This window comes from Neisseria sp. HMSC067H09 (genome assembly GCF_001814135.1).
Lineage (GTDB): Bacteria > Pseudomonadota > Gammaproteobacteria > Burkholderiales > Neisseriaceae > Neisseria.
Map to the genome: position 1 here is coordinate 85383 of NZ_KV814907.1, position 20156 is coordinate 105538.

The 20156-nt window shown below is 53.1% G+C and carries 16 protein-coding genes and 1 riboswitch; of the genes, 11 read left to right on the forward strand and 5 right to left on the reverse strand.

What is annotated here, in order from left to right; translation table 11 throughout:
- Positions 1-451 precede the first annotated feature (451 nt).
- Positions 452-3055 carry an aminopeptidase N gene (pepN, locus tag HMPREF2954_RS05765; protein ID WP_070689043.1) on the forward strand — a complete coding sequence of 868 codons (2604 nt, stop codon included), beginning with the start codon at positions 452-454 and terminating at the stop codon, positions 3053-3055.
- A gap of 91 nt (positions 3056-3146) precedes the next feature.
- On the opposite strand, the gene HMPREF2954_RS05770 is transcribed toward pepN, so the two are convergent.
- Entirely contained in the window at positions 3147-3632 is a 486-nt protein-coding gene (locus HMPREF2954_RS05770) for an Lrp/AsnC family transcriptional regulator (RefSeq protein ID WP_016687311.1), read from the reverse strand.
- A 208-nt stretch (positions 3633-3840) separates the two neighbouring features.
- A riboswitch (glycine riboswitch) is annotated at positions 3841-3937 on the forward strand.
- 203 nt (positions 3938-4140) lie between these two features.
- Between HMPREF2954_RS05770 and gcvT the strand changes: the two genes are divergently transcribed.
- The 6 genes from gcvT to gcvP all read left to right on the forward strand — a co-directional run bounded on the left by gcvT (position 4141) and on the right by gcvP (position 10209).
- Positions 4141-5241, forward strand: a complete 1101-nt coding sequence (gcvT, locus tag HMPREF2954_RS05775; RefSeq protein WP_045072842.1) for a glycine cleavage system aminomethyltransferase GcvT — start codon at positions 4141-4143, stop codon at positions 5239-5241.
- Between the two features lie 119 nt (positions 5242-5360).
- Positions 5361-5747 carry a glycine cleavage system protein GcvH gene (gene gcvH / locus HMPREF2954_RS05780; RefSeq protein ID WP_080542344.1) on the forward strand — a complete coding sequence of 129 codons (387 nt, stop codon included), beginning with the start codon at positions 5361-5363 and terminating at the stop codon, positions 5745-5747.
- A gap of 107 nt (positions 5748-5854) precedes the next feature.
- Positions 5855-6406, forward strand: coding sequence for a DNA-3-methyladenine glycosylase I (locus HMPREF2954_RS05785; RefSeq protein ID WP_045072844.1), 552 nt, complete (start codon positions 5855-5857; stop codon positions 6404-6406).
- 123 nt (positions 6407-6529) lie between these two features.
- On the forward strand, positions 6530-7015 hold the full coding sequence (locus tag HMPREF2954_RS05790) for a hypothetical protein (RefSeq protein ID WP_045072845.1): 486 nt from the start codon (positions 6530-6532) through the stop codon (positions 7013-7015).
- Position 7016: 1 nt separating this feature from the next.
- Positions 7017-7148 carry a hypothetical protein gene (locus tag HMPREF2954_RS13235; RefSeq protein ID WP_275042691.1) on the forward strand — a complete coding sequence of 44 codons (132 nt, stop codon included), beginning with the start codon at positions 7017-7019 and terminating at the stop codon, positions 7146-7148.
- A 208-nt stretch (positions 7149-7356) separates the two neighbouring features.
- Positions 7357-10209 carry an aminomethyl-transferring glycine dehydrogenase gene (gene gcvP / locus HMPREF2954_RS05800; RefSeq protein WP_045072846.1) on the forward strand — a complete coding sequence of 951 codons (2853 nt, stop codon included), beginning with the start codon at positions 7357-7359 and terminating at the stop codon, positions 10207-10209.
- Between the two features lie 103 nt (positions 10210-10312).
- Here gcvP and HMPREF2954_RS05805 read toward each other — a convergent pair whose 3' ends face one another.
- On the reverse strand, positions 10313-10471 hold the full coding sequence (locus tag HMPREF2954_RS05805; RefSeq protein ID WP_003744611.1) for a DUF1328 domain-containing protein: 159 nt from the start codon (positions 10469-10471) through the stop codon (positions 10313-10315).
- Between the two features lie 450 nt (positions 10472-10921).
- Entirely contained in the window at positions 10922-12274 is a 1353-nt protein-coding gene (trhP, locus tag HMPREF2954_RS05810) for a prephenate-dependent tRNA uridine(34) hydroxylase TrhP (RefSeq protein ID WP_045072847.1), read from the reverse strand.
- A 360-nt stretch (positions 12275-12634) separates the two neighbouring features.
- On the opposite strand from trhP, the gene HMPREF2954_RS05815 reads away from it, so the two are divergent.
- Positions 12635-13381 carry an amino acid ABC transporter permease gene (locus HMPREF2954_RS05815; RefSeq protein ID WP_003759965.1) on the forward strand — a complete coding sequence of 249 codons (747 nt, stop codon included), beginning with the start codon at positions 12635-12637 and terminating at the stop codon, positions 13379-13381.
- A gap of 144 nt (positions 13382-13525) precedes the next feature.
- On the opposite strand, the gene HMPREF2954_RS05820 is transcribed toward HMPREF2954_RS05815, so the two are convergent.
- The gene (locus tag HMPREF2954_RS05820; protein WP_045072848.1) at positions 13526-14995 is read right to left on the reverse strand and encodes a protein adenylyltransferase SelO; all 1470 of its coding nucleotides are present in this window, start codon (positions 14993-14995) and stop codon (positions 13526-13528) included.
- 95 nt (positions 14996-15090) lie between these two features.
- Complete coding sequence (gene mutY / locus HMPREF2954_RS05825) at positions 15091-16164, reverse strand: A/G-specific adenine glycosylase (RefSeq protein WP_045072849.1); 1074 nt, start codon at positions 16162-16164, stop codon at positions 15091-15093.
- A gap of 165 nt (positions 16165-16329) precedes the next feature.
- Between mutY and HMPREF2954_RS05830 the strand changes: the two genes are divergently transcribed.
- From HMPREF2954_RS05830 to HMPREF2954_RS05840, 3 genes are all read left to right on the forward strand, one after another.
- Positions 16330-17370, forward strand: a complete 1041-nt coding sequence (locus tag HMPREF2954_RS05830) for a zinc-dependent alcohol dehydrogenase family protein (protein WP_045072850.1) — start codon at positions 16330-16332, stop codon at positions 17368-17370.
- A gap of 466 nt (positions 17371-17836) precedes the next feature.
- Positions 17837-19918: a carbon starvation CstA family protein gene (locus HMPREF2954_RS05835; RefSeq protein WP_045072402.1), complete on the forward strand. Its 2082-nt coding sequence runs from the start codon at positions 17837-17839 to the stop codon at positions 19916-19918.
- Positions 19908-20102: a YbdD/YjiX family protein gene (locus HMPREF2954_RS05840; protein WP_003744600.1), complete on the forward strand. Its 195-nt coding sequence runs from the start codon at positions 19908-19910 to the stop codon at positions 20100-20102. Before HMPREF2954_RS05835 ends, HMPREF2954_RS05840 begins: the two co-directional genes overlap by 11 nt.
- Positions 20103-20156 lie beyond the last annotated feature (54 nt).

A 20156-nucleotide genomic window follows, 5' to 3' on the forward strand; every position in this document is an offset into this window, starting at 1 on the left:
CGCCGTATCATTGCAATTTTAATCCACTATAAAAAGGTCGTCTGAAATCCAATTTGGGTTTCAGACGACCTTTTTTCGTTGTGGGCTGCAAATACGAATATGCAGAAGGTTTTTATTTATTTGAATCTGTGATATAGCTAAATTACTTTATTTTCGATACGCAACTTACTGACTGCCGTCATTCCCGCGTAGGCGGGAATCCATTTTTGAAATTCAGAAACTGTTTTTCAAATCGAGGTTTCTTTAGATTGTACGATGGATTACCGCCTGAGCGGGAATGACGGAATTTGATGACCTACTGTATTTAAAGTTAAGTATGTTTGCAATAGTCTCGGGTTTCAGACGACCTTAATCCACTATACGATAAAAATTTGATAGAAGGCTTGAATTAAGGTCGTCTGAAACGTTATGCTTACCGTCTGTATTCCCATTTTTACCCGAAAGCAAAACCATGAGCAAAACCGTCCGTTATCTGAAAGATTACCAAACGCCTGCCTACCGCATCCTCGAAACCGACCTGCATTTTGACATTGCCGAACCGCAAACCGTCGTGAAATCCCGTTTGACGGTCGAGCCGCAGGGGGTGGGGGAGCCGCTGGTGTTGGACGGTTCGGCGAAACTCTTGTCCGTCAAAATCAACGGCGCGGCGGCGGATTATGTGTTGGAAGGCGAGACGCTGACGATTGCAGACGTGCCGTCCGAGCGCTTCACCGTTGAAGTGGAAACCGAAATCCTGCCGGCGGAAAACAAATCGCTGATGGGGCTATATGCTTCCGGCGGCAATCTGTTCACCCAATGCGAGCCGGAAGGCTTCCGCAAAATCACGTTCTACATCGACCGTCCGGATGTGATGTCCAAGTTCACGACCACCATCGTTGCGGACAAAAAACGCTATCCCGTTTTGCTCTCCAACGGCAACAAAATCGACGGCGGCGAGTTTTCAGACGACCGCCATTGGGTGAAATGGGAAGACCCGTTTGCCAAGCCGAGCTATCTGTTTGCTTTGGTCGCGGGCGATTTGGCGGTCACGGAAGACCGTTTCACCACCATGAGCGGCAGAAACGTCAAAATCGAGTTTTACACCACCGAAGCGGACAAGCCCAAGGTTGGCTTTGCCGTGGAATCGTTGAAAAACGCGATGAAATGGGACGAAACGCGTTTCGGTTTGGAATACGACTTGGATATTTTCATGGTCGTCGCCGTGGGCGATTTCAATATGGGCGCGATGGAAAACAAGGGTTTGAACATCTTTAATACCAAGTTCGTCCTCGCCGACAGCCGCACCGCCACCGATACCGATTTCGAAGGCATCGAATCCGTGGTCGGACACGAGTATTTCCACAACTGGACGGGCAACCGCGTGACCTGCCGCGACTGGTTCCAGCTTTCGCTGAAGGAAGGGCTGACCGTGTTCCGCGACCAAGAATTTTCCGGCGACCGCGCCAGCCGCGCCGTGCGCCGCATCGAAAACATCCGCCTGCTGCGCCAGCACCAGTTCCCCGAAGACGCAGGCCCGACCGCCCATCCGGTGCGCCCCGCCAGCTATGAGGAGATGAACAATTTCTACACCATGACCGTTTATGAAAAAGGCGCGGAAGTGGTGCGGATGTATCACACCCTGCTCGGCGAAGAGGGCTTCCAGAAAGGCATGAAGCTCTATTTCCAACGCCACGACGGGCAGGCCGTGACCTGCGACGATTTCCGCGCGGCGATGGCGGACGCGAACGGCATCAATCTCGACCAGTTCGCCTTGTGGTACAGCCAGGCGGGCACGCCCGTTTTGGAAGCGGAAGGTCGTCTGAAAAACAATATTTTCGAGTTGACCGTCAAACAAACCGTGCCGCCCACGCCCGATATGGCGGACAAGCAGCCGATGATGATTCCGGTCAAAATCGGACTGCTGAACCGCAACGGCGAAGCGGTGGCATTCGATTATCAGGGCAAACGCGCGGCCGAAGCCGTGTTGCTGCTGACCGAAGCCGAACAGACCTTCCCGCTCGAAGGTGTAACCGAAGCCGTCGTTCCCTCGCTGCTGCGCGGGTTCAGCGCGCCGGTGCATCTGAACTATCCGTACAGCGACGACGACCTGCTGCTCCTGCTTGCCCATGACAGCGACGCCTTCACGCGCTGGGAAGCCGCCCAAACGCTCTACCGTCGCGCCGTCGCCGCCAACCTTGCCGCGCTTTCAGACGGCGTCGAGTTGCCGAAACACGAAAAACTGCTTGCTGCCGTCGAAAAAGTCATTTCAGACGACCTCTTGGATAACGCCTTCAAAGCCCTGCTTTTGGGCGTGCCGTCAGAAGCCGAACTGTGGGACGGCGCGGAAAACATTGACCCGCTGCGCTACCATCAGGCGCGCGAAGCCTTGTTGGATACGCTTGCCGTTCGCTTTTTGCCGAAATGGCACGAATTGAACCGTCAGGCGGCGAAGCAGGAAAACCAAAGCTATGAATACAGTCCCGAAGCCGCCGGCTGGCGCACGCTGCGCAACGTCTGCCGCGCCTTCGTCCTGCGCGCCGACCCCGCGCACATCGAAACCGTTGCCGAAAAATACGGCGAAATGGCGCAAAACATGACCCACGAATGGGGCATCCTGTCCGCCGTCAACGGCAACGAAAGCGATACGCGCAACCGCCTGCTGGCGCAGTTTGCCGACAAGTTTTCAGACGACGCGCTGGTGATGGACAAATATTTCGCCCTCGTCGGCTTAAGCCGCCGCAGCGATACCCTGCAACAGGTTCAAACCGCCTTGCAGCATCCGAAATTCAGTCTCGAAAACCCCAACAAAGCCCGTTCGCTCATCGGCAGCTTCAGCCGCAACGTCCCGCATTTTCACGCACAAGACGGCAGCGGCTACCGCTTCATCGCCGACAAAGTCATCGAAATCGACCGCTTCAACCCGCAGGTCGCCGCCCGCTTAGTGCAGGCGTTCAACCTCTGCAACAAGCTCGAGCCGCACCGCAAAAACTTGGTGAAACAAGAATTGCAGCATATTCGGGCGCAGGATGGATTATCGAAAGATGTGGGCGAAATTGTCGGCAAGATTTTGGATTAAGGTCGTCTGAAACGGTAATGTAAGTTATTGTAATGCGATAAAAAAGGTCGTCTGAAACTGTCATTTCAGATGACCTTTTTGAAGACTCTGCCTATTCCCGTACCAAATGCGAAAGCGGCAGGGAGGTGGTGGTTTTGATTTCTTTCAATACGAAGCTTGATTGAGCGTCCTGTACGCCGTGGTGGGAAAGGAGTGTATCCAAGACGAAATGGGAAAAAGCATTCATATCGGTGAAAAATGCGTGGAGCAGGTAGTCGGTTTCACCGGTAAGGGCGAAGCAGCTCAATACTTCCGGCCATCCTTGTACCGATTGCGCGAAATCTTCGCGTGCGTCTTTTGCTTTGCTGATGGAAACGCGGATAAACGCTTGCAAGCCCAAATCGACGGCTGCGGGAGAGAGTAGGGCGGCATAGCGGCGGATGATGCCTGCGTCTTCCAGTTGTTTGAGGCGGCGTAAGCAGGGCGAGGGGGAGAGGGAGATGCGTTCCGCCAGCTCAACATTGGTCAAACGTCCGTTTTCCTGTAAAACCTGTAAAATTTTCAAATCGGTTTTATCCAAAGTAATCTGCTGGGTCATTTGCGTTCTTTCTCCGAACCCTTTTGCCGGGTCAGTTGGTTAAGTTGGTGGCATTATATCCTAAATAAGTTGTTTTTAACATATTATCCTCTAATGACGGGTGGTTTGTCGGTATAATCTGTGTTAAATGGTTTGTGATTTTTGGGGGTTCACAACGGCTTTATTTCAAAGAGACGGCTTGCCCAAACTGTCTTTTCAAGCCATAATCGCGCCATGTGCAGGAGAGAGCTACATCAGGTTACGCGTAGCCGCCGAAGGCGCAGATGCCCTTAAATCGCTCAGGCAACAGGGACTGCACATTGAAATAAAACATCTGGAGAGCGGTGCGCTCGCACCCACCGAAGGGGAGAAGGCCGTCTGAACCACCATTCAGACAACCGCGCAAAGCAGTGAGCAGACTGGTTTGCCATCAAGCGGGTATGCCGAAAATCTCAGGTTCAAGGACAGATAGGGTCTTCCGCGCTTATGTGCGGACGGCATCTGAACAATAAATCCGGAGAAGCTGAGAATGACTGCCCTGAAAACCACCCCGTTTCACCAAGCCCATCAAGATGCAGGCGCGAAGCTGGTCGATTTTGCCGGCTGGGAGCTGCCCATCCATTATGGTTCGCAAATCGCCGAACACGAAGCCGTGCGCACCGACGCCGGTATGTTCGACGTATCCCACATGCTCGTTACCGATGTCGCCGGAGCGAACGCCAAAGCCTTTTTCCGCAAACTGATTGCCAACGACGTTGCCAAACTCGCCTTCGTCGGCAAAGCCCTTTATTCCGCGCTGCTCAACGACAACGGCGGCGTGATTGACGACTTGATCGTTTACCGCACCAACGAAGCCGAAACCCAATACCGCATCGTATCCAACGGCGCGACCCGCGAGAAAGACACCGCCCAGTTCCACAAAGTCGGACAAGAATTCGGCGTCGCCTTCAACCCTCGTTACGACCTCGGTATGCTTGCCGTGCAAGGTCCTAAAGCCATCGAAAAACTCCTGACCGTCAAACCCGAATGGGCGGATGTCATCCACAACCTGAAACCATTCCAAGGCGCGGATTTGGGCAACGACTGGTTCGTCGCCCGCACCGGCTACACCGGCGAAGACGGCGTCGAAGTCATCCTGCCCAGCACTGAAGCCGTCGCATTTTTCAAAGCCCTGCAACAAGCCGGCGTACAGCCCTGCGGCCTCGGCGCGCGCGATACCCTGCGCATGGAAGCCGGTATGAACCTCTACGGCAACGATATGGACGACGACACCAGCCCGCTCGAAGCAGGCATGGGTTGGACCGTTGATTTGAAAGACGAAAGCCGCGATTTTGTCGGTAAAGCCGCCTTGTTGGCATTGAAAGAAAAAGGCGTTGCCGTCAAACAAGTCGGTTTGCTGCTCGACAAAGGCGGCATCCTGCGCGCGCATATGGAGGTGTTGACCGACAAAGACAAAGGCGAAACCACCAGCGGCGTATTCTCGCCCAGCCTGAAGCAATCCATCGCCATCGCCCGCGTACCGAAAGATTTTGACGGCGATACCGCCAAAGTGCTGATGCGCGGCAAGGAAGTGGACGTGCGCGTATTGAAGCTGCCGTTTGTACGCAACGGACAGAAACAGTTTGATTGATGCGGTTTCAGACGACCTTTTTCAAAGTAAAGGTCGTCTGAAAACAAACGTAGAACAGCCTGTCGATCCTATCCGAAGGCTTCACCCTTTAAGCCAAAAAACCAATGGAGAATCAAACCATGAGCAACAACATCCCAGCCGAACTGAAATACGTTGCCAGCCACGAATGGCTGCGCCTTGAAGAAGACGGTACGATTACCGTCGGCATTACCCACCACGCGCAAGAGCTGTTGGGCGACATCGTGTTCGTCGAGCTGCCTGAAGTCGGCGCGAACCTTGCCGCTGAAGAACAAGCCGGTGTGGTTGAGTCTGTGAAAGCCGCGTCTGACGTGTACGCGCCGATTGCAGGCGAAGTCGTTGCCGTCAACGAAGATTTGCCCAGCGCGCCGGAAACCGCCAACAGCGACCCATACGGCGCAGGCTGGTTCTTCAAAATCAAACCTGCCAACCCTGCCGACTACGACGGCCTGCTGACCGCCGAACAATACGCGGGTGAAGTGGATTGATTTTAAAATGGCGCGGCAGGCATATTGCCGCGTTTTGATTTTGAAAGGTCGTCTGAAACCCCGTTTTAGGTTTTCAGACGACCTTTGTTTCGCTTGACCGATAAAACATGAATTACTGCGAATTTGTTGCCGCCCTCCCAAACGATACGGACAATCCGAACAAACATTACCACGATAAGCAATACGGTTTTCCGATTTCAGACGACAATGAGTTGTTCGGACGGCTGGTGTTGGAAATCAATCAGGCGGGTTTGAGCTGGACATTGATGCTGAAGAAGCAGCAGGCGTTTCGGGCTGCATTTAAAAATTTCGACATTGACACTGTCGCCGCGTTTGACGAAGCCGACATCGAACGCCTGCTTGCCGACGCAGGCATCGTCCGCAACCGTTTGAAAATCAATGCTGCGATTTATAACGCACGGCAAATCAAACAAATACAGCAAGAATACGGCTCGTTCAAACACTGGCTCGATGCGCACTATCCGCTCGATAAAGCCGGGTGGGTAAAGCTCTTTAAGAAACATTTCAAATTTGTCGGCGGCGAAATCGTCGGCGAATTTTTAATGAGTACCGGCTACTTGTCCGGCGCGCATATTGAAAGCTGTCCGGTTTATCAAGAAGTTTTAGAATGCCGCCCGAAATGGGCAGAGGTCGTCTGAAAACGGGTTTGGGCAAAATCTGTTTCCAGACGGTCTTTAAAGAAGAAATGTGATACAAATCTTGTATGGCGGGGCATAAGTGTTTAAAGTAAATGTCATTTGCACAGTTTACGAAGAAAAATTATGGAACATTCACCAGAAGAAGATTTCAATCCTTATCGGGCTTATAGGCGCGCCAATTTGATATGGGGATTGCCGATGTTTATCATTGATTTGTTGCTGATTTTGTTTCTTTGCCCTGTTCTAGGAGTAGATATTTCCGTCTTGCTGGGGGGTGTATTTTACTTTTTGAAATTTGCTTTTCCATTTTCTCTATTGATTGTGGGGCTAATCTTGCTGGCCTATTGTATTCCCGGTTATTTTGTCGGTTATACCGCTGAGAAGATGAATTTGAAATGCAATAGGAAAGATAAGATGAAGGCGACGGGTTTGACGGCACTTTATTATTGGATTTTTTCTTCCTTTCTTCTTCAGATGATAGGCTTGAATTGGAAAAACGTTCCCCTTTCAGCATTCGGGCTGTTCAGCCTGTGTGTTGCTGCAGCCGGGGCATTATCTTCCACCGGTCCGTCCAACATGCTGCCTAAAATGGAAAAAACGAGCTTGTAAAATGCTGATGAAATGGTTGAATATTTCAGGTATTTGGTTGATGGCCATTCCTGAATTCGGCGTGATTCTTTATGCTGTCGGTCATATTAATGCCTTCCCGAGCCGCAACAGCGGAAGTTGCAGAGTCGGTTGACTCGGGGATTTGTTTGTTTTTTTGAGATTGTATTTTTTGGAAATATTTTAATCAGCTTAATTTGGACGGTAATTTTCCTGAGAAAGGATGATGAACGCCGTAAAAACACCTTTTAAATAATTTCAGATGACCTCCCGAATCCAAACGTCGTCTGAAACATCAAAACACCTGCCCAACGGCAGATTCCTACAACAAAAAAGGAGTAGAAATGAAACTATCCGAACTGTTCAACCCCAACGAATTTGCCGCGCGTCATTTGAGTTTCGGCGACGAGGCTGCGCTTTTGGAAGCGCTCGGCGAGAAGAGCATGGACGATTTTGTCGGCAACACCGTGCCGCAAAGCATCCGTATGCCGTCCGAACTCGACCTGCCCGAAGCCCTGACTGAGGCGGACGCTTTGGCGAAGCTGAAAGCCATTGCGGCGAAAAACGTGATCAACAAATCCTATATCGGCTTGGGCTATTATCCGACCCGCGTGCCGAACGTGATTTTGCGCAACGTATTGGAAAATCCGGGCTGGTACACCGCCTACACGCCGTATCAGGCGGAAATCGCGCAGGGGCGTTTGGAAGCGCTGTTGAACTTCCAGCAGGTGTGTATCGATTTGACCGGTTTCCCTGTGGCGGGCGCGTCTTTGTTGGACGAAGCGACCGCCGCTGCCGAAGCGATGGCGATGGCGCACCGCGTGGGCAAGGTGAAATCCGAGCGCTTCTTTGTGGACGAGCGCGTTTATCCGCAGACTTTGGACGTGATGAAAACCCGCGCCAAATATTTCGGCTTCGAGCTGGTGGTCGGCGATTTTGCCAAAGCGGATGACGGCGAATACTTCGGCGCGCTGTTCCAATACGTCGGTAAAGACGGCGACGTACAAGACTTGCAAAGCATCATAGGTCGTCTGAAAACCAAAGGCACGATTGTCGCCGTTGCCGCCGATATCATGAGCTTGGTCTTGCTGAAATCGCCTGCCGAATTGGGTGCGGACATCGCGCTGGGCAACACGCAACGCTTCGGCGTACCGATGGGGTTCGGCGGGCCGCACGCTGCTTATTTCGCGTTTAAAGACGAGTTCAAACGCTCCGCCCCGGGCCGCATCATCGGCGTATCCAAAGACGCATCGGGCAAACCCGCGCTGCGCATGGCGCTATCGACCCGCGAGCAACATATCCGCCGCGAAAAAGCCACGTCCAACATCTGCACCGCGCAGGCGTTGCTGGCGAACTTGGCGGGCATGTACGCCGTTTATCACGGCCCCGAAGGTGTGAAACGCATCGCCAACCGCATTCACGCGCTGGCTTCCGTCTTTGCTGAAGCGCTGGTTTCAGACGGCCTGAAAGTGGTTCACGAAGTCTTCTTCGATACCGTTACCGTTGATTTCGGCAGCAAAGAAAAAGCGGACAAAGCGTTCCAAACCGCTTTGGAACTGGGCTACAACCTGCGCCGCGTCAGCGACACCCGAATCGCCGCCGCCTTCCACGAAACATCCGTGCGCGAAGACCTTGCCGTGTTGTACTACGCCTTCACCGGCAACAACACCTTTACGCTTTCAGACGACGTCAAAGGTCGTCTGAAAACTGAATTCCTGCGCCAAGACAATATCTTGCAACATCCCGTGTTCAACCGTTACCACACCGAACACGAAATGCTGCGCTACCTGAAAAAGCTCGAAGACCGCGATTTGGCGATGAACCGCAGCATGATTTCGCTGGGAAGCTGCACCATGAAGCTCAACGCCACCGCTGAAATGCTGCCGATTACTTGGGCGGAGTTCTCCGACATCCACCCCTACGCCCCCGAAACCCAAACCGCAGGCTACCGCGAACTCCTGACCGACATGGAGAACAGCCTGAAAGCCATCACCGGCTTTGACGCGATTTCCTTCCAGCCCAACTCCGGCGCGCAGGGCGAATACAGCGGTATGCTCGCCATCCGCCGCTATCAGGAAGCCCAAGGCGAAGCGCACCGCAACATCTGCCTGATTCCCAAATCCGCCCACGGCACCAACCCCGCCACCGCCGCCATGCTCGGTTTGAAAGTCGTCGTCGTCGATACCGACGAACACGGCAACGTCAACATCGACGATTTGAAAGCCAAAGCCGAACAACACCGCGACGCCTTGTCCGCCATCATGATTACCTACCCGTCCACCCACGGCGTGTACGAAGAAGGCATCCGCGACATCTGCCGCATCATCCATGAAAACGGCGGACAGGTTTACATGGACGGCGCCAACCTCAACGCCCAAATCGGCATCATGCAGCCCGCCGAAGTCGGCGCGGACGTATTGCACATGAACCTGCACAAAACCTTCTGCATCCCCCACGGCGGCGGCGGCCCAGGCATGGGTCCCATCGGCCTGAAAGCCCACCTCGCTCCGTTTGCACCGGGACACGCCTTGACCGACACCCACAGCGCCAGTGCCGACCAAACCGCCGTTGCCGCCGCAGCGTTCGGTTCCGCGTCCATCCTGCCGATTACCTGGATGTACCTGACCATGATGGGCAAACAAGGCATGGAGCAGGCAACGCGCTGGGCATTGCTCAACGCCAACTACGTCGCCAAACGCCTGAGTGAAGACTATCCCGTCCTCTACACAGGCAAAAACGGCCGTGTCGCGCATGAATGCATCGTCGATTTGCGCCCGCTCAAAGCCGAAAGCGGCATCACCGAAACCGACATCGCCAAACGCCTGATGGACTACGGTTTCCACGCCCCGACCGTCTCCTTCCCCGTTGCCGGCACGCTGATGATCGAGCCGACCGAAAGCGAGAGCAAAGCCGAACTCGACCGCTTCATCGCCGCCCTGAAACAAATCAAACAGGAAGTGCTGAAAGTCGAACGCGGCGAATGGCCGAAAGACGACAACCCGCTGGTCAACGCCCCGCACACCGCCGCCGACGTAACCGGCGAATGGGCGCACCCGTATTCCCGTGAAGAAGCCGTCTTCCCGCTGCCTTTCGTGCGCGAAAACAAATTCTGGCCGAGCGTCAACCGCGTGGACGACGTGTACGGCGACCGGAATCTGGTCTGCACCTGCCCGCTGACGGAAGCGTATGAAGATTAAGGTTTGATATGAAGAAAGGTCGTCTGAAAATTTCAGACGACCTTTGTTTTAAAAAACGTTCATTCAGAAGGTAGCGTGGTTACGCCTTATCTGTTTGTCAGTTTTATTTTTTCTTGCCAAAAATCAGGGACAACACTGACAAAATCAGGAAACCGACAAACAGGATTTTAGCGATACCTGCCGCGCTGCCTGCAATACCGCCGAAGCCCAGTACGGCTGCAATAATGGCGATAACAAAGAAAACAACTGCATAATGAAGCATGGTTTTTTCCTTTCTGTTTGGTGTGCAAACGGTTTGATGTGCAAACGGTCGAGGGAGAGCCTTCCGTTTGTTGTGAGATGTAACAGTTTTATATTGAATCAACTATCTTATTGATTAATTTTATACTCACGGATGTAACCGCTTGTAGTACACCTTATCTGATAACTTCCTACTTAGCAAACCGCAGCAATATCGATTTTCAACCAATCACCCCATTCATGAAGCAACTAACCAAAGAATTAATGGCTTATATACAGACGTTAAGTTTTGAAAACATTTATATTTTATCGATTAAAGATTGCAGAGGAAATTTTCTTGTTAAATCAATATGAAAAAATAAGGATATATTAATATTGAAGGAATGTTTTGAAACCGTTTATTTGGATATTTTAGAAGAAGCGGAGCAGGAAAGGCAAAAGGTCGTCTGAAAATTTTCAGACGACCTCATGATTATTTGATGACCCGAGCCAGCAAGGCTTTTTCTTTGCCCTGCATATTCGGGATTTTGACTTGGATGCCGTTGCCCGGGGCGACTTCGACGGCTGCGCCTTTGCGGGTCATTTGTTCCAGCGTAACGGTTTGGTTGCCTTCGGGATGGATGATTTCCAAAGTGTCGCCGACGGCGAAGCGGTTTTTGACTTCCACCGTTGCCCAGCCTTCGGCGTCGATTTCGGTAACGTGGCCGACGTATTGGCTTTGTTTGGCGGTGGAATGGCCGCTGAGGTAGTTTTGATAGTCTTGGGTTTGGTGGCGTTCGAGGAAGCCGCTGGTGTAGCCGCGGTTGGCGAGGCCTTCGAGTTCGCTCAATAAGCCGTAGTCAAACGGGCTGCCTGCAACGGCATCGTCAATCGCTTTGCGGTAGGACTGGGCGACGCGGGCGACGTAGTAGAGCGACTTGGTGCGGCCTTCGACTTTGAGGCTGTCCACGCCGATTTTGGCGAGTTTCTCGACGACTTCGATACCGCGCAGGTCTTTGGAATTCATGATGTAGGTGCCGTGTTCGTCTTCCATAATCGGCATCATCTCGCCGGGGCGGTTGGACTCTTCAATCAGGAAGACTTTGTCGGCGTAGGGGTGGCGTTTCTGACCGTTGATGCCTTCGAAGTTCTGGTTGGCTTCTTCTTGGGCTTTTTCAAAGTTGAAGCCTTGCAGAAGCTGGGCATCGCCCGCATCGCTTTCAGTGGCGTTGTGGACTTTGTAGTCCCAGCGGCAGGAGTTGGTGCAGGTGCCTTGGTTGGGGTCGCGGTGGTTGAAATAGCCTGACAATAGGCAACGGCCTGAGTAGGCGATGCACAATGCGCCGTGGATGAAGACTTCGAGTTCGATGTCGGGGCATTCTTGGCGGATTTCGGCGATTTCTTCCATGCTCAATTCGCGCGACAGGATGATGCGTTCGACGCCGATGTTCTGCCAGAATTTCACGCCCCAGTAGTTGGTGGTGTTCGCCTGTACGGACAGGTGGATCGGCATCTCCGGCCATTTTTCGCGCACGGTCATAATCAAACCCGGATCCGCCATGATCAGCGCGTCGGGTTTCATGGCAATCAGCGGCTCCATGTCGGCGACGAAGGTTTTGAGCTTGGAATTGTGCGGCAGGGTGTTGACGGTCAAAAAGAATTTTTTGTTGCGCTCGTGCGCTTCTTTAATGCCTTGCTCAAGGACGTCGAGTTTGGCAAATTCGTTGTTGCGGGCGCGCAGGGAGTAACGCGGGCTGCCGGCATAAACGGCGTCTGCGCCGTAGTCGTAGGCGGCGCGCATACGTTCGAGGCCGCCGGCGGGAAGGAGGAGTTCGGGTGCTTTCATGTTTGAGCTTTATAAAAGGTTTCAGACGACCTTTTGAATCACGGGGAAAGGTCGTCTGAAAAGGTGTTTTAAGGATGGGCGGATTATCCGCTTTTTTGTCGGGACGGTCAATTTTACGGCGACATATCGGGATTGTTTTGCGTTGTTTTTTCAGAGGAAAACAGGTTTCTGAGTGGCAATGGGCGGATAGGCGCGACGGGTGGGGAAATGTAAAAAAACGGACGGCAACCCGATTAATTTAACAAAAAGGCATTCAAAGAATGTATTTTCTTGTAAAATATCGAGTTTCATTTTTCCAATGTTCGGGAATCGGGCGGCTGCCGCAAACCGTTTCCCGGAGTTTTAGACAGGCGGACGAGTATGGATTTTCGGTTTGACATTATTTACGAATACCGCTGGATGTTTTTCTACGGCGCGCTGACGACGCTGGGCTTGACCGTAGTGGCGACGGCGGGCGGCTCCGTATTGGGTCTGCTGCTCGCGTTGGCGCGCTTGATCCATCTGGAAAAGGCGGGTGCGCCCATGCGCGCGCTGGCTTGGGTTTTGCGTAAGGTTTCGCTGCTGTATGTAACGCTGTTCCGTGGTACGCCGCTGTTTGTGCAGATTGTGATTTGGTCTTACGTCTGGTTCCCGTTTTTCGTCCATCCTACCGACGGTTTGCTGATTAACGGCGACGAGGCGGTGGAAATCCGACGTTCTTACGGCGCGCTGATTGCCGGTTCGCTTGCCTTGATTGCCAACTCCGGCGCATATATCTGCGAGATTTTCCGCGCGGGCATCCAGTCCATCGACCGCGGTCAGATGGAAGCAGCGCGTTCGCTGGGGCTGACTTATCCGCAGGCGATGCGCTATGTGATTCTTCCGCAGGCTTTGCGCCGTATGCTGCCGCCGCTTGCCAGCGAATTTATTACGCTTTTGAAAGACAGCTCGCTGTTGTCCGTTATCGCCGTGGCGGAGCTGGCTTATGTACAAAGTACGATTAGCGGCCGCTATTCCGTTTATGAAGAACCGCTCTATACCGTCGCGCTGATTTATCTCTTGATGACGACTTTCTTGGGCTGGGTGTTCCTGCGCTTGGAAAACCGCTACAACCCGCAGCATCGTTGATTTCCGAATAAGCCGATTGTTTTCGGCTGGGGCAATGTCAAAAGGTCGTCTGAAAACCAATTTGGGTTTTCAGACGACCTTTTAGTTTTTGGGGCTTACAGACCGAATAGGGCGATTTCGCCTTTGCCTTGTTGGAAATCTCATTCAACTTGAACAACTGACGCAAACCGGAATGCTGCCTTCGGGCGGCGGTTCGGCAAGATCGGCGAACTCTGCCTGTTCGTCAAAGGGACGGGCGAGGCAGCGGCGCAGGCGTTCGATTTCGCGGTAGTCGCCGTTTCGGGCTTGGGCGATGGCTTGTTCGGCAAGGTAGTTGCGCAGGATGTAGAGCGGGTTGGTCAGGTTCATGCGTATTGCGCGTTCGGCAGGATTGCTGTTTTCGGCACGCAGGCGTTGGCGGTAGCGTCCGAGCCAGCGGATGAAGGCGGGCGGGACGCCGTTTTTGAAGGTTTGTTCGAGTTTGGGCGGGAGGGGTTCGCCGTGTATATTGCTGACTTCGGACAGGTTTCTGAAAAACAGGGTGAAGTCGGTTTTTTGATCTTGCAGGGCAGTGAAGAGGTCGGCGATAAGGCTTTCGTCGTCTCTCTTGTCTGCTTGCTGCAAACCGAGTTTGCGGCGCATTTTCTCTAAATAGGTCGTCTGAAAAACTTCTGTCCAGCCGTCGATGAGTTGTTCGAGGGTGTCGTGTGGGACGAGGGCGTCGAAGCAGGAGGCGAGGGCGGAGAAATTCCAATGGGCGACGAAGGGCTGGGCATTGTAGGCGTAGCGGCCTTGGGTGTCGGAGTGGTTGCAGACGTGGCGGCGGTCGTAGTCGTCGAGGAAACCGAAGGGGCCGTAGTCTATGGTCAGCCCCAGTGCAGACATGTTGTCGGTATTCATCACGCCGTGGCAGAAGCCGACGCTTTGCCATGCGGCAACGGTATCGGCGGTACGGTTGCGGATTTGTTCCAACAGGGCGGCGTAGGGATTGTCGGCATCTCGGCAGCCGGGGTAGTAATGCCGGATGAGGTAGTCGGCAAGTTGTTGGATTTCGGCTTCGCGGCCGGTGTAATAGAAGTATTCGAAATGGCCGAAACGCAGAAAACTCGGGGCGATGCGGGTCAAGACGGCGGCGGTTTCGACGGTTTCCCGATAAACGGGGTCGTCGCTGCCGCACAGGGCGAGAGCGCGGGTTGTGGGGATGCCGAGACCGTGCATGGCTTCGGAACAGAGGTATTCGCGTATGGAGGAGCGCAAGACGGCGCGCCCGTCGGCAAAGCGGGAATAGGGCGTTTTACCTGCGCCCTTGAGCTGCCACTCTTGGCGTTGTCCTGCTGCATCGACGGAGTCGCCAATCAAGATTGCTCGCCCGTCGCCAAGGCGCGGGGTATAAACGCCGAACTGATGGCCGCTGTAAACACCGGCAATGGGCGCGGGCGCGTATTGCGGCGCGTTACCGCTGAGGTAGGCAAGGTTGGCAGTCGTCTGAAAATCTGTATCCAAATTCAACTCTGCCGCCAAATCGGTGTTGAAGGCGACCCAATAGGGCGCGGTCAGCGGCTCAGGGGAAACGCGGGAATAGAAAAACGGTGGGAGTTCGACGAACTGTTGGGTAAGCAGGGGGAGTGTGTGCATGGGATTCCTGACGGGCGCGGGCGGGTTTGTATAACGCGCGGGTATGTTTATTGTGTTTTAGAGTTGGATGCTGCCTGTTTGATTTTCAAGCATTTTTAAAACAATGCCTGCTGCCGTTGTTTCAAATAATCTGCCAGCGGTTTGGGCAAACCGTAATCCGCCAAATTTTCGGGTTTAATCCAGAGGCAGTTATCTTTTGATGCGTTTTCAGAACGGGGTAGCGTGTCGGGCGAACTGATTTGCGCTTCAAACGGCGTAATCATCAATAAACGATGCGTCAGGCGGTGGGTAAGGGCGGGTTGCTCGGAAAGGTCGTCTGAAAAAATGCCGAGCTTTTCGGCGCAAGCGTATGTTTCGTCTAATTTTTCAAAACACGGCACGCAATACAGCCCGCCCCAAATGCCTTTGGCGGGGCGTTTTTCCAGCAAGATTGCGCTGTCTGGGTTGCGGACAATCAGCCAGTAAAGCGGCAGGGTTTGCACTTCGGGGGCGGTTTTTTTGCGCGGCAGCTCGGCGATGCGGTTTTGCTTTTTCGCTTCGCAGATGTCCGCCATCGGGCATTGATGGCACAAGGGTTTTGTCCGTTTGCACACGGTTGCGCCCAAGTCCATCAAGCCTTGCGTGTAGGCAGGCATATCGGCGTTTTCAGACGGCAGCAGGCTTTCGGCAAGCGTCCAGAGCGAGTTTTCAAATTTTTTGTCCTGCGGATTGCCGTCGCGGGCGAATACGCGGCAGAGTACGCGTTTGACGTTGCCGTCCAAAATGGTTTCGCGGCGGTTGAAGGCGAAGGCGCAAATGGCGGCGGCGGTGCTTCTGCCTACGCCGCAGAGGGTTTCCAAGTCTTTACGCTCCGACGGAAACGTACCGCCGAATTGTTCGACGACTTGTTGCGCGGCTTTGTGCAGATTGCGTGCGCGGCTGTAATAGCCCAAACCCGCCCACAACGACAACACTTCGTCTTGCGGCGCGGCGGCAAGCGTTTGTACGGTCGGGAATTTTTCCAAGAAACGCGGATAGTAGTCCAACACGGTGGCAACCTGCGTCTGCTGGAGCATGATTTCGGAAAGCCAAACGCAATAAGGGTTTTTGACCTGCCAAGGGAGGTGGTGCCTGCCGTATTGTTTTTGCCAGCAGATGAGCCGTTCGGAGAAGGAGGTGGGTGTGTTCATTAATATCAATCAGTGGTTTTATTTATATTGAAAACAAAATGTTATGGTATAACATTATGAAAATAATTCTTATTGACTTACGTTTTATAGGGGTATATAACTCATATAGAGACACTTTATTGCAGTATTGAAATTATTTATCAACAACAAGCAAGGAGTATCAGCATGAAAGCAATGGTTTATCACGGCGCAAACGACATCCGTTTTGAAGAAAAACCCCGTCCGCAGATTATCGATTCGACCGATGCTGTGGTGAAAATCGTCAAAACCACGATTTGCGGTACCGACTTGGGTATTTGGAAAGGCAAAAACCCCGAAGTCGCCGACGGCCGTATTCTCGGCCATGAAGGCATCGGTATTGTAGAAGAAGTCGGCGAGGCTGTAAAAAACATCAAAGTCGGCGATAAAGTCATTATTTCATGCGTCAGCAAATGCTGTACTTGCGACAACTGCAAAATCCAACTCTATTCACACTGCCGCAACGGCGGCTGGATTTTGGGCTACATGATCGACGGCACGCAAGCCGAATACGTCCGCACGCCTTATGCCGACAACAGCCTCGTTCCGCTGCCCGACAACGTCAATGAAGAAGTTGCCCTGCTGCTGAGCGACGCCTTGCCGACCGCCCACGAAATCGGCGTGCAATACGGCGATGTCAAACCCGGCGATACCGTATTCATTGCAGGCGCAGGCCCTGTCGGCATGTCCGCCCTGTTGACCGCCCAACTGTACAGCCCCGCCGCCATCATCGTCTGCGATATGGATGAAAACCGTTTGAAACTGGCGAAAGAATTGGGCGCAACCCATACCGTCAGCCCTGCTTCAGGCGACGTATTCAAACAGGTCTTTGCCATCGTCGGCGACGACGGCGTGGACTGCGCCATCGAAGCCGTCGGCATCCCCGCCACATGGAATATGTGTCAAGACATCGTCAAACCAGGCGGTCATATCGCCGTCGTCGGCGTACACGGTCAATCCGTTGATTTCAAACTGGAAAAACTCTGGATTAAAAACCTCGCCATCACAACCGGCCTGGTAAACGCCAACACCACCGAAATGCTGATGAAGGCAATTTCCAGCAGCTCCGTCGATTACACCAAAATGCTGACCCACCGTTTCATATTCAGCGAATTGGAAAAAGCCTACGACGTGTTCAAACACGCCGCCGAAAACCAAGCCATGAAAGTGGTTTTGGAAGCGGATTGATTTGAAACAGATTATTGAGTTTTAAAAAGATAGAGGTCGTCTGAAAACAGGTTTTCAGACGACCTTATATATTGCCACCCGAAAGGGACGACCTTTTTGTTTATGGGGCTGATTGAATTGGGATGGCGTGGCGTTAACCTTTTAGCCATATGCAACCGGGCAGTGTGGCTTTATGGCATTTGTAAAGAGTCTGTCAAAAAATAAGCGGTAATATCGTAATGAATGACGATTGCTTGAGTTAAATCTAGCCCGCACGTTATCGGATTGTGTTAACCTTACGCTAGGCTTGATAATAGTTAACATTCTAGGGTTTTGGTTCCCTTGTTTATTAATTATCTCAAGCCAGGGTTCCCGCACCATCATCGCTTCATTTTTTTCTTCCATAAATGCTTCGGGATGCAGTTTGTCCCCCCCGCAACAATTAAGAACCCGAATATTCTCACTCTTGTATTTTAAGGATTAAACAATGAAATCGCTCAAAACGTTCCTTATTTGGGGCATTGTGGTTTTGGTCGGCGTAGCGTCCTTTACCACTTTGGCCATCAGTCGGGGCGAGCAGGTCAGCGCGGTATGGATGGTCACCGCCGCCGTATCGGTGTACTGCATCGCTTACCGTTTTTACAGTCTCTACATCGCCAAATATGTGATGCAGCTTGATCCGAACCGCCTCACGCCCGCCGAGCGGCACAATGACGGTTTGGACTATGTGCCGACACACAAAGGCGTATTGTTCGGACACCACTTTGCCGCGATTGCGGGCGCAGGTCCGTTGGTCGGTCCCGTGCTGGCTGCGCAAATGGGTTATCTGCCGGGTACGCTGTGGATTATCTTCGGCGTAGTGTTTGCCGGTGCGGTACAAGACATGATGGTCTTGTTCGTCTCCATGCGCCGCGACGGTAAGTCTTTGGGCGATATCGTAAAACAAGAACTCGGCACCGTCCCGGGCGTGATCGCGTCCATCGGTATTTTGATGATTATGGTCATCATCATGGCGGTGTTGGCGCTGATTGTGGTGAAAGCACTGGTTCACAGCCCTTGGGGTACGTTCACGATTGCCGCCACCATGCCGATTGCGCTGTTTATGGGTATTTACACCCGCTATATCCGTCCGGGCAAAATCGGCGAGATTTCCATCGTCGGCTTTATCCTGCTGATGCTGGCGGTCATTTACGGCGACAATGTGGCGCACAGCTCCATCGGTCATTGGTTTGACCTTGACGGCATCCAGCTCACTTGGGCGATTATGATTTACGGTTTCGTAGCATCGGTATTGCCGGTATGGCTGTTGCTGACTCCGCGCGACTATCTCTCTACCTTCCTGAAAATCGGTACGATTGTCGCCCTCGCCATCGGCATCCTCATCGTCAGCCCTGCGCTGCAAATGCCTGCCGTGACCCACTTCATCGACGGTTCCGGTCCTGTATTCTCAGGCGCATTGTTCCCGTTCCTCTTCATTACCATCGCCTGTGGTGCGGTTTCGGGCTTCCATGCACTGATTTCTTCCGGTACCACGCCGAAAATGCTGGAAAACGAAACCCACGTCCGCATGATCGGTTACGGCGGTATGATTATGGAAAGCTTCGTGGCGATTATGGCCTTGGCTGCCGCGTCATCGCTTGATCCCGGCGTTTACTTCGCCATGAACAGCCCCGCCGCCCTGATCGGTACAGATGCCAATACCGCCGCTGAAGTGATTACCACCAAGCTGCAATTCCCCGTCGATGCCGCAACCCTGTTGCACACCGCTAAGGAAGTGGGCGAAAACACCATCCTTTCCCGTGCAGGCGGTGCGCCAACCCTCGCAGTCGGTATGGCACACATCATGAGCCGTCTGATTCCGGGCGAAGCCATGATGGCATTCTGGTATCACTTTGCCCTGTTGTTTGAAGCCTTGTTCATCCTGACCGCCGTCGATGCCGGTACGCGCGTCGCACGTTTCATGATTCAAGACTTGGGCAGTATTTTCTACAAACCTTTCGGCAACACCGACTCCATCCCTGCCAACCTGATTGCGACCTTCTTCGCCGTGGCATTGTGGGGCTACTTCCTCTACACCGGCGTAACCGACCCGCTGGGCGGCATCAACTCGCTCTGGCCTTTGTTCGGCATCGCCAACCAAATGCTGGCAGGCGTAGCATTGATTATGTGTGCCGTTGTATTGATTAAGATGAAACGCGACCGTTATGTCTGGGTGGCACTCGTTCCCGCCGTCGGCGTACTGTTTGTAACCTGCTACGCCGGTCTGCAAAAACTGTTCCACAGCGACCCGCGCGTCAGCTTCCTTGCCCATGCCGGCAAATACAGCGACGCATTGGCTAAAAACGAAGTCCTCGCACCCGCTAAAGACATCGGCGAAATGTCGCAGATTATCTTCAACGACAAAATCAATGCCGGCTTGACCGCATTGTTCCTCTCCGTCGTCGTCATCGTTGCCATCTACGGCGTACGTACCGCCATGAAAGCACGCAAAGTTGGCTGGCCGACCGCCAAAGAAATTCCGGCAGTGTACCGCGACGGCAAACAACCGGAGGCACAAGGTGAAGCGTAAACTCGCCGCTTGGTGGAAAACCGCCAAACTTACCGCCAATCTCATGGCAGGCGTGCCCGATTATGAAAACTACGTTGCCCAACAGCGCAAACATAATCCCAACGCCCCCGTCATGACCGAGCTGCAATTTCAAGACTACTGCCGCAAACGCCGCTGCGGCGCAAACGGCGGAAGATGTTGTTAATCGCTTAAAAGGTTGAAAAAAGGTCGTCTGAAAGTTTTCAGACGACCTTTTTAT

What these genes read in the sequence shown, in the direction of transcription:
- pepN (WP_070689043.1), top strand. Translation starts at nt 452, where the DNA reads ATGAGCAAAACCGTCCGTTATCTGAAAGATTACCAAACGCCTGCCTAC.
- HMPREF2954_RS05770 (WP_016687311.1), bottom strand. Translation starts at nt 3,632, where the DNA reads ATGACCCAGCAGATTACTTTGGATAAAACCGATTTGAAAATTTTACAG.
- gcvT (WP_045072842.1), top strand. Translation starts at nt 4,141, where the DNA reads ATGACTGCCCTGAAAACCACCCCGTTTCACCAAGCCCATCAAGATGCA.
- gcvH (WP_080542344.1), top strand. Translation starts at nt 5,361, where the DNA reads ATGAGCAACAACATCCCAGCCGAACTGAAATACGTTGCCAGCCACGAA.
- HMPREF2954_RS05785 (WP_045072844.1), top strand. Translation starts at nt 5,855, where the DNA reads ATGAATTACTGCGAATTTGTTGCCGCCCTCCCAAACGATACGGACAAT.
- HMPREF2954_RS05790 (WP_045072845.1), top strand. Translation starts at nt 6,530, where the DNA reads ATGGAACATTCACCAGAAGAAGATTTCAATCCTTATCGGGCTTATAGG.
- HMPREF2954_RS13235 (WP_275042691.1), top strand. Translation starts at nt 7,017, where the DNA reads ATGCTGATGAAATGGTTGAATATTTCAGGTATTTGGTTGATGGCCATT.
- gcvP (WP_045072846.1), top strand. Translation starts at nt 7,357, where the DNA reads ATGAAACTATCCGAACTGTTCAACCCCAACGAATTTGCCGCGCGTCAT.
- HMPREF2954_RS05805 (WP_003744611.1), bottom strand. Translation starts at nt 10,471, where the DNA reads ATGCTTCATTATGCAGTTGTTTTCTTTGTTATCGCCATTATTGCAGCC.
- trhP (WP_045072847.1), bottom strand. Translation starts at nt 12,274, where the DNA reads ATGAAAGCACCCGAACTCCTCCTTCCCGCCGGCGGCCTCGAACGTATG.
- HMPREF2954_RS05815 (WP_003759965.1), top strand. Translation starts at nt 12,635, where the DNA reads ATGGATTTTCGGTTTGACATTATTTACGAATACCGCTGGATGTTTTTC.
- HMPREF2954_RS05820 (WP_045072848.1), bottom strand. Translation starts at nt 14,995, where the DNA reads ATGCACACACTCCCCCTGCTTACCCAACAGTTCGTCGAACTCCCACCG.
- mutY (WP_045072849.1), bottom strand. Translation starts at nt 16,164, where the DNA reads ATGAACACACCCACCTCCTTCTCCGAACGGCTCATCTGCTGGCAAAAA.
- HMPREF2954_RS05830 (WP_045072850.1), top strand. Translation starts at nt 16,330, where the DNA reads ATGAAAGCAATGGTTTATCACGGCGCAAACGACATCCGTTTTGAAGAA.
- HMPREF2954_RS05835 (WP_045072402.1), top strand. Translation starts at nt 17,837, where the DNA reads ATGAAATCGCTCAAAACGTTCCTTATTTGGGGCATTGTGGTTTTGGTC.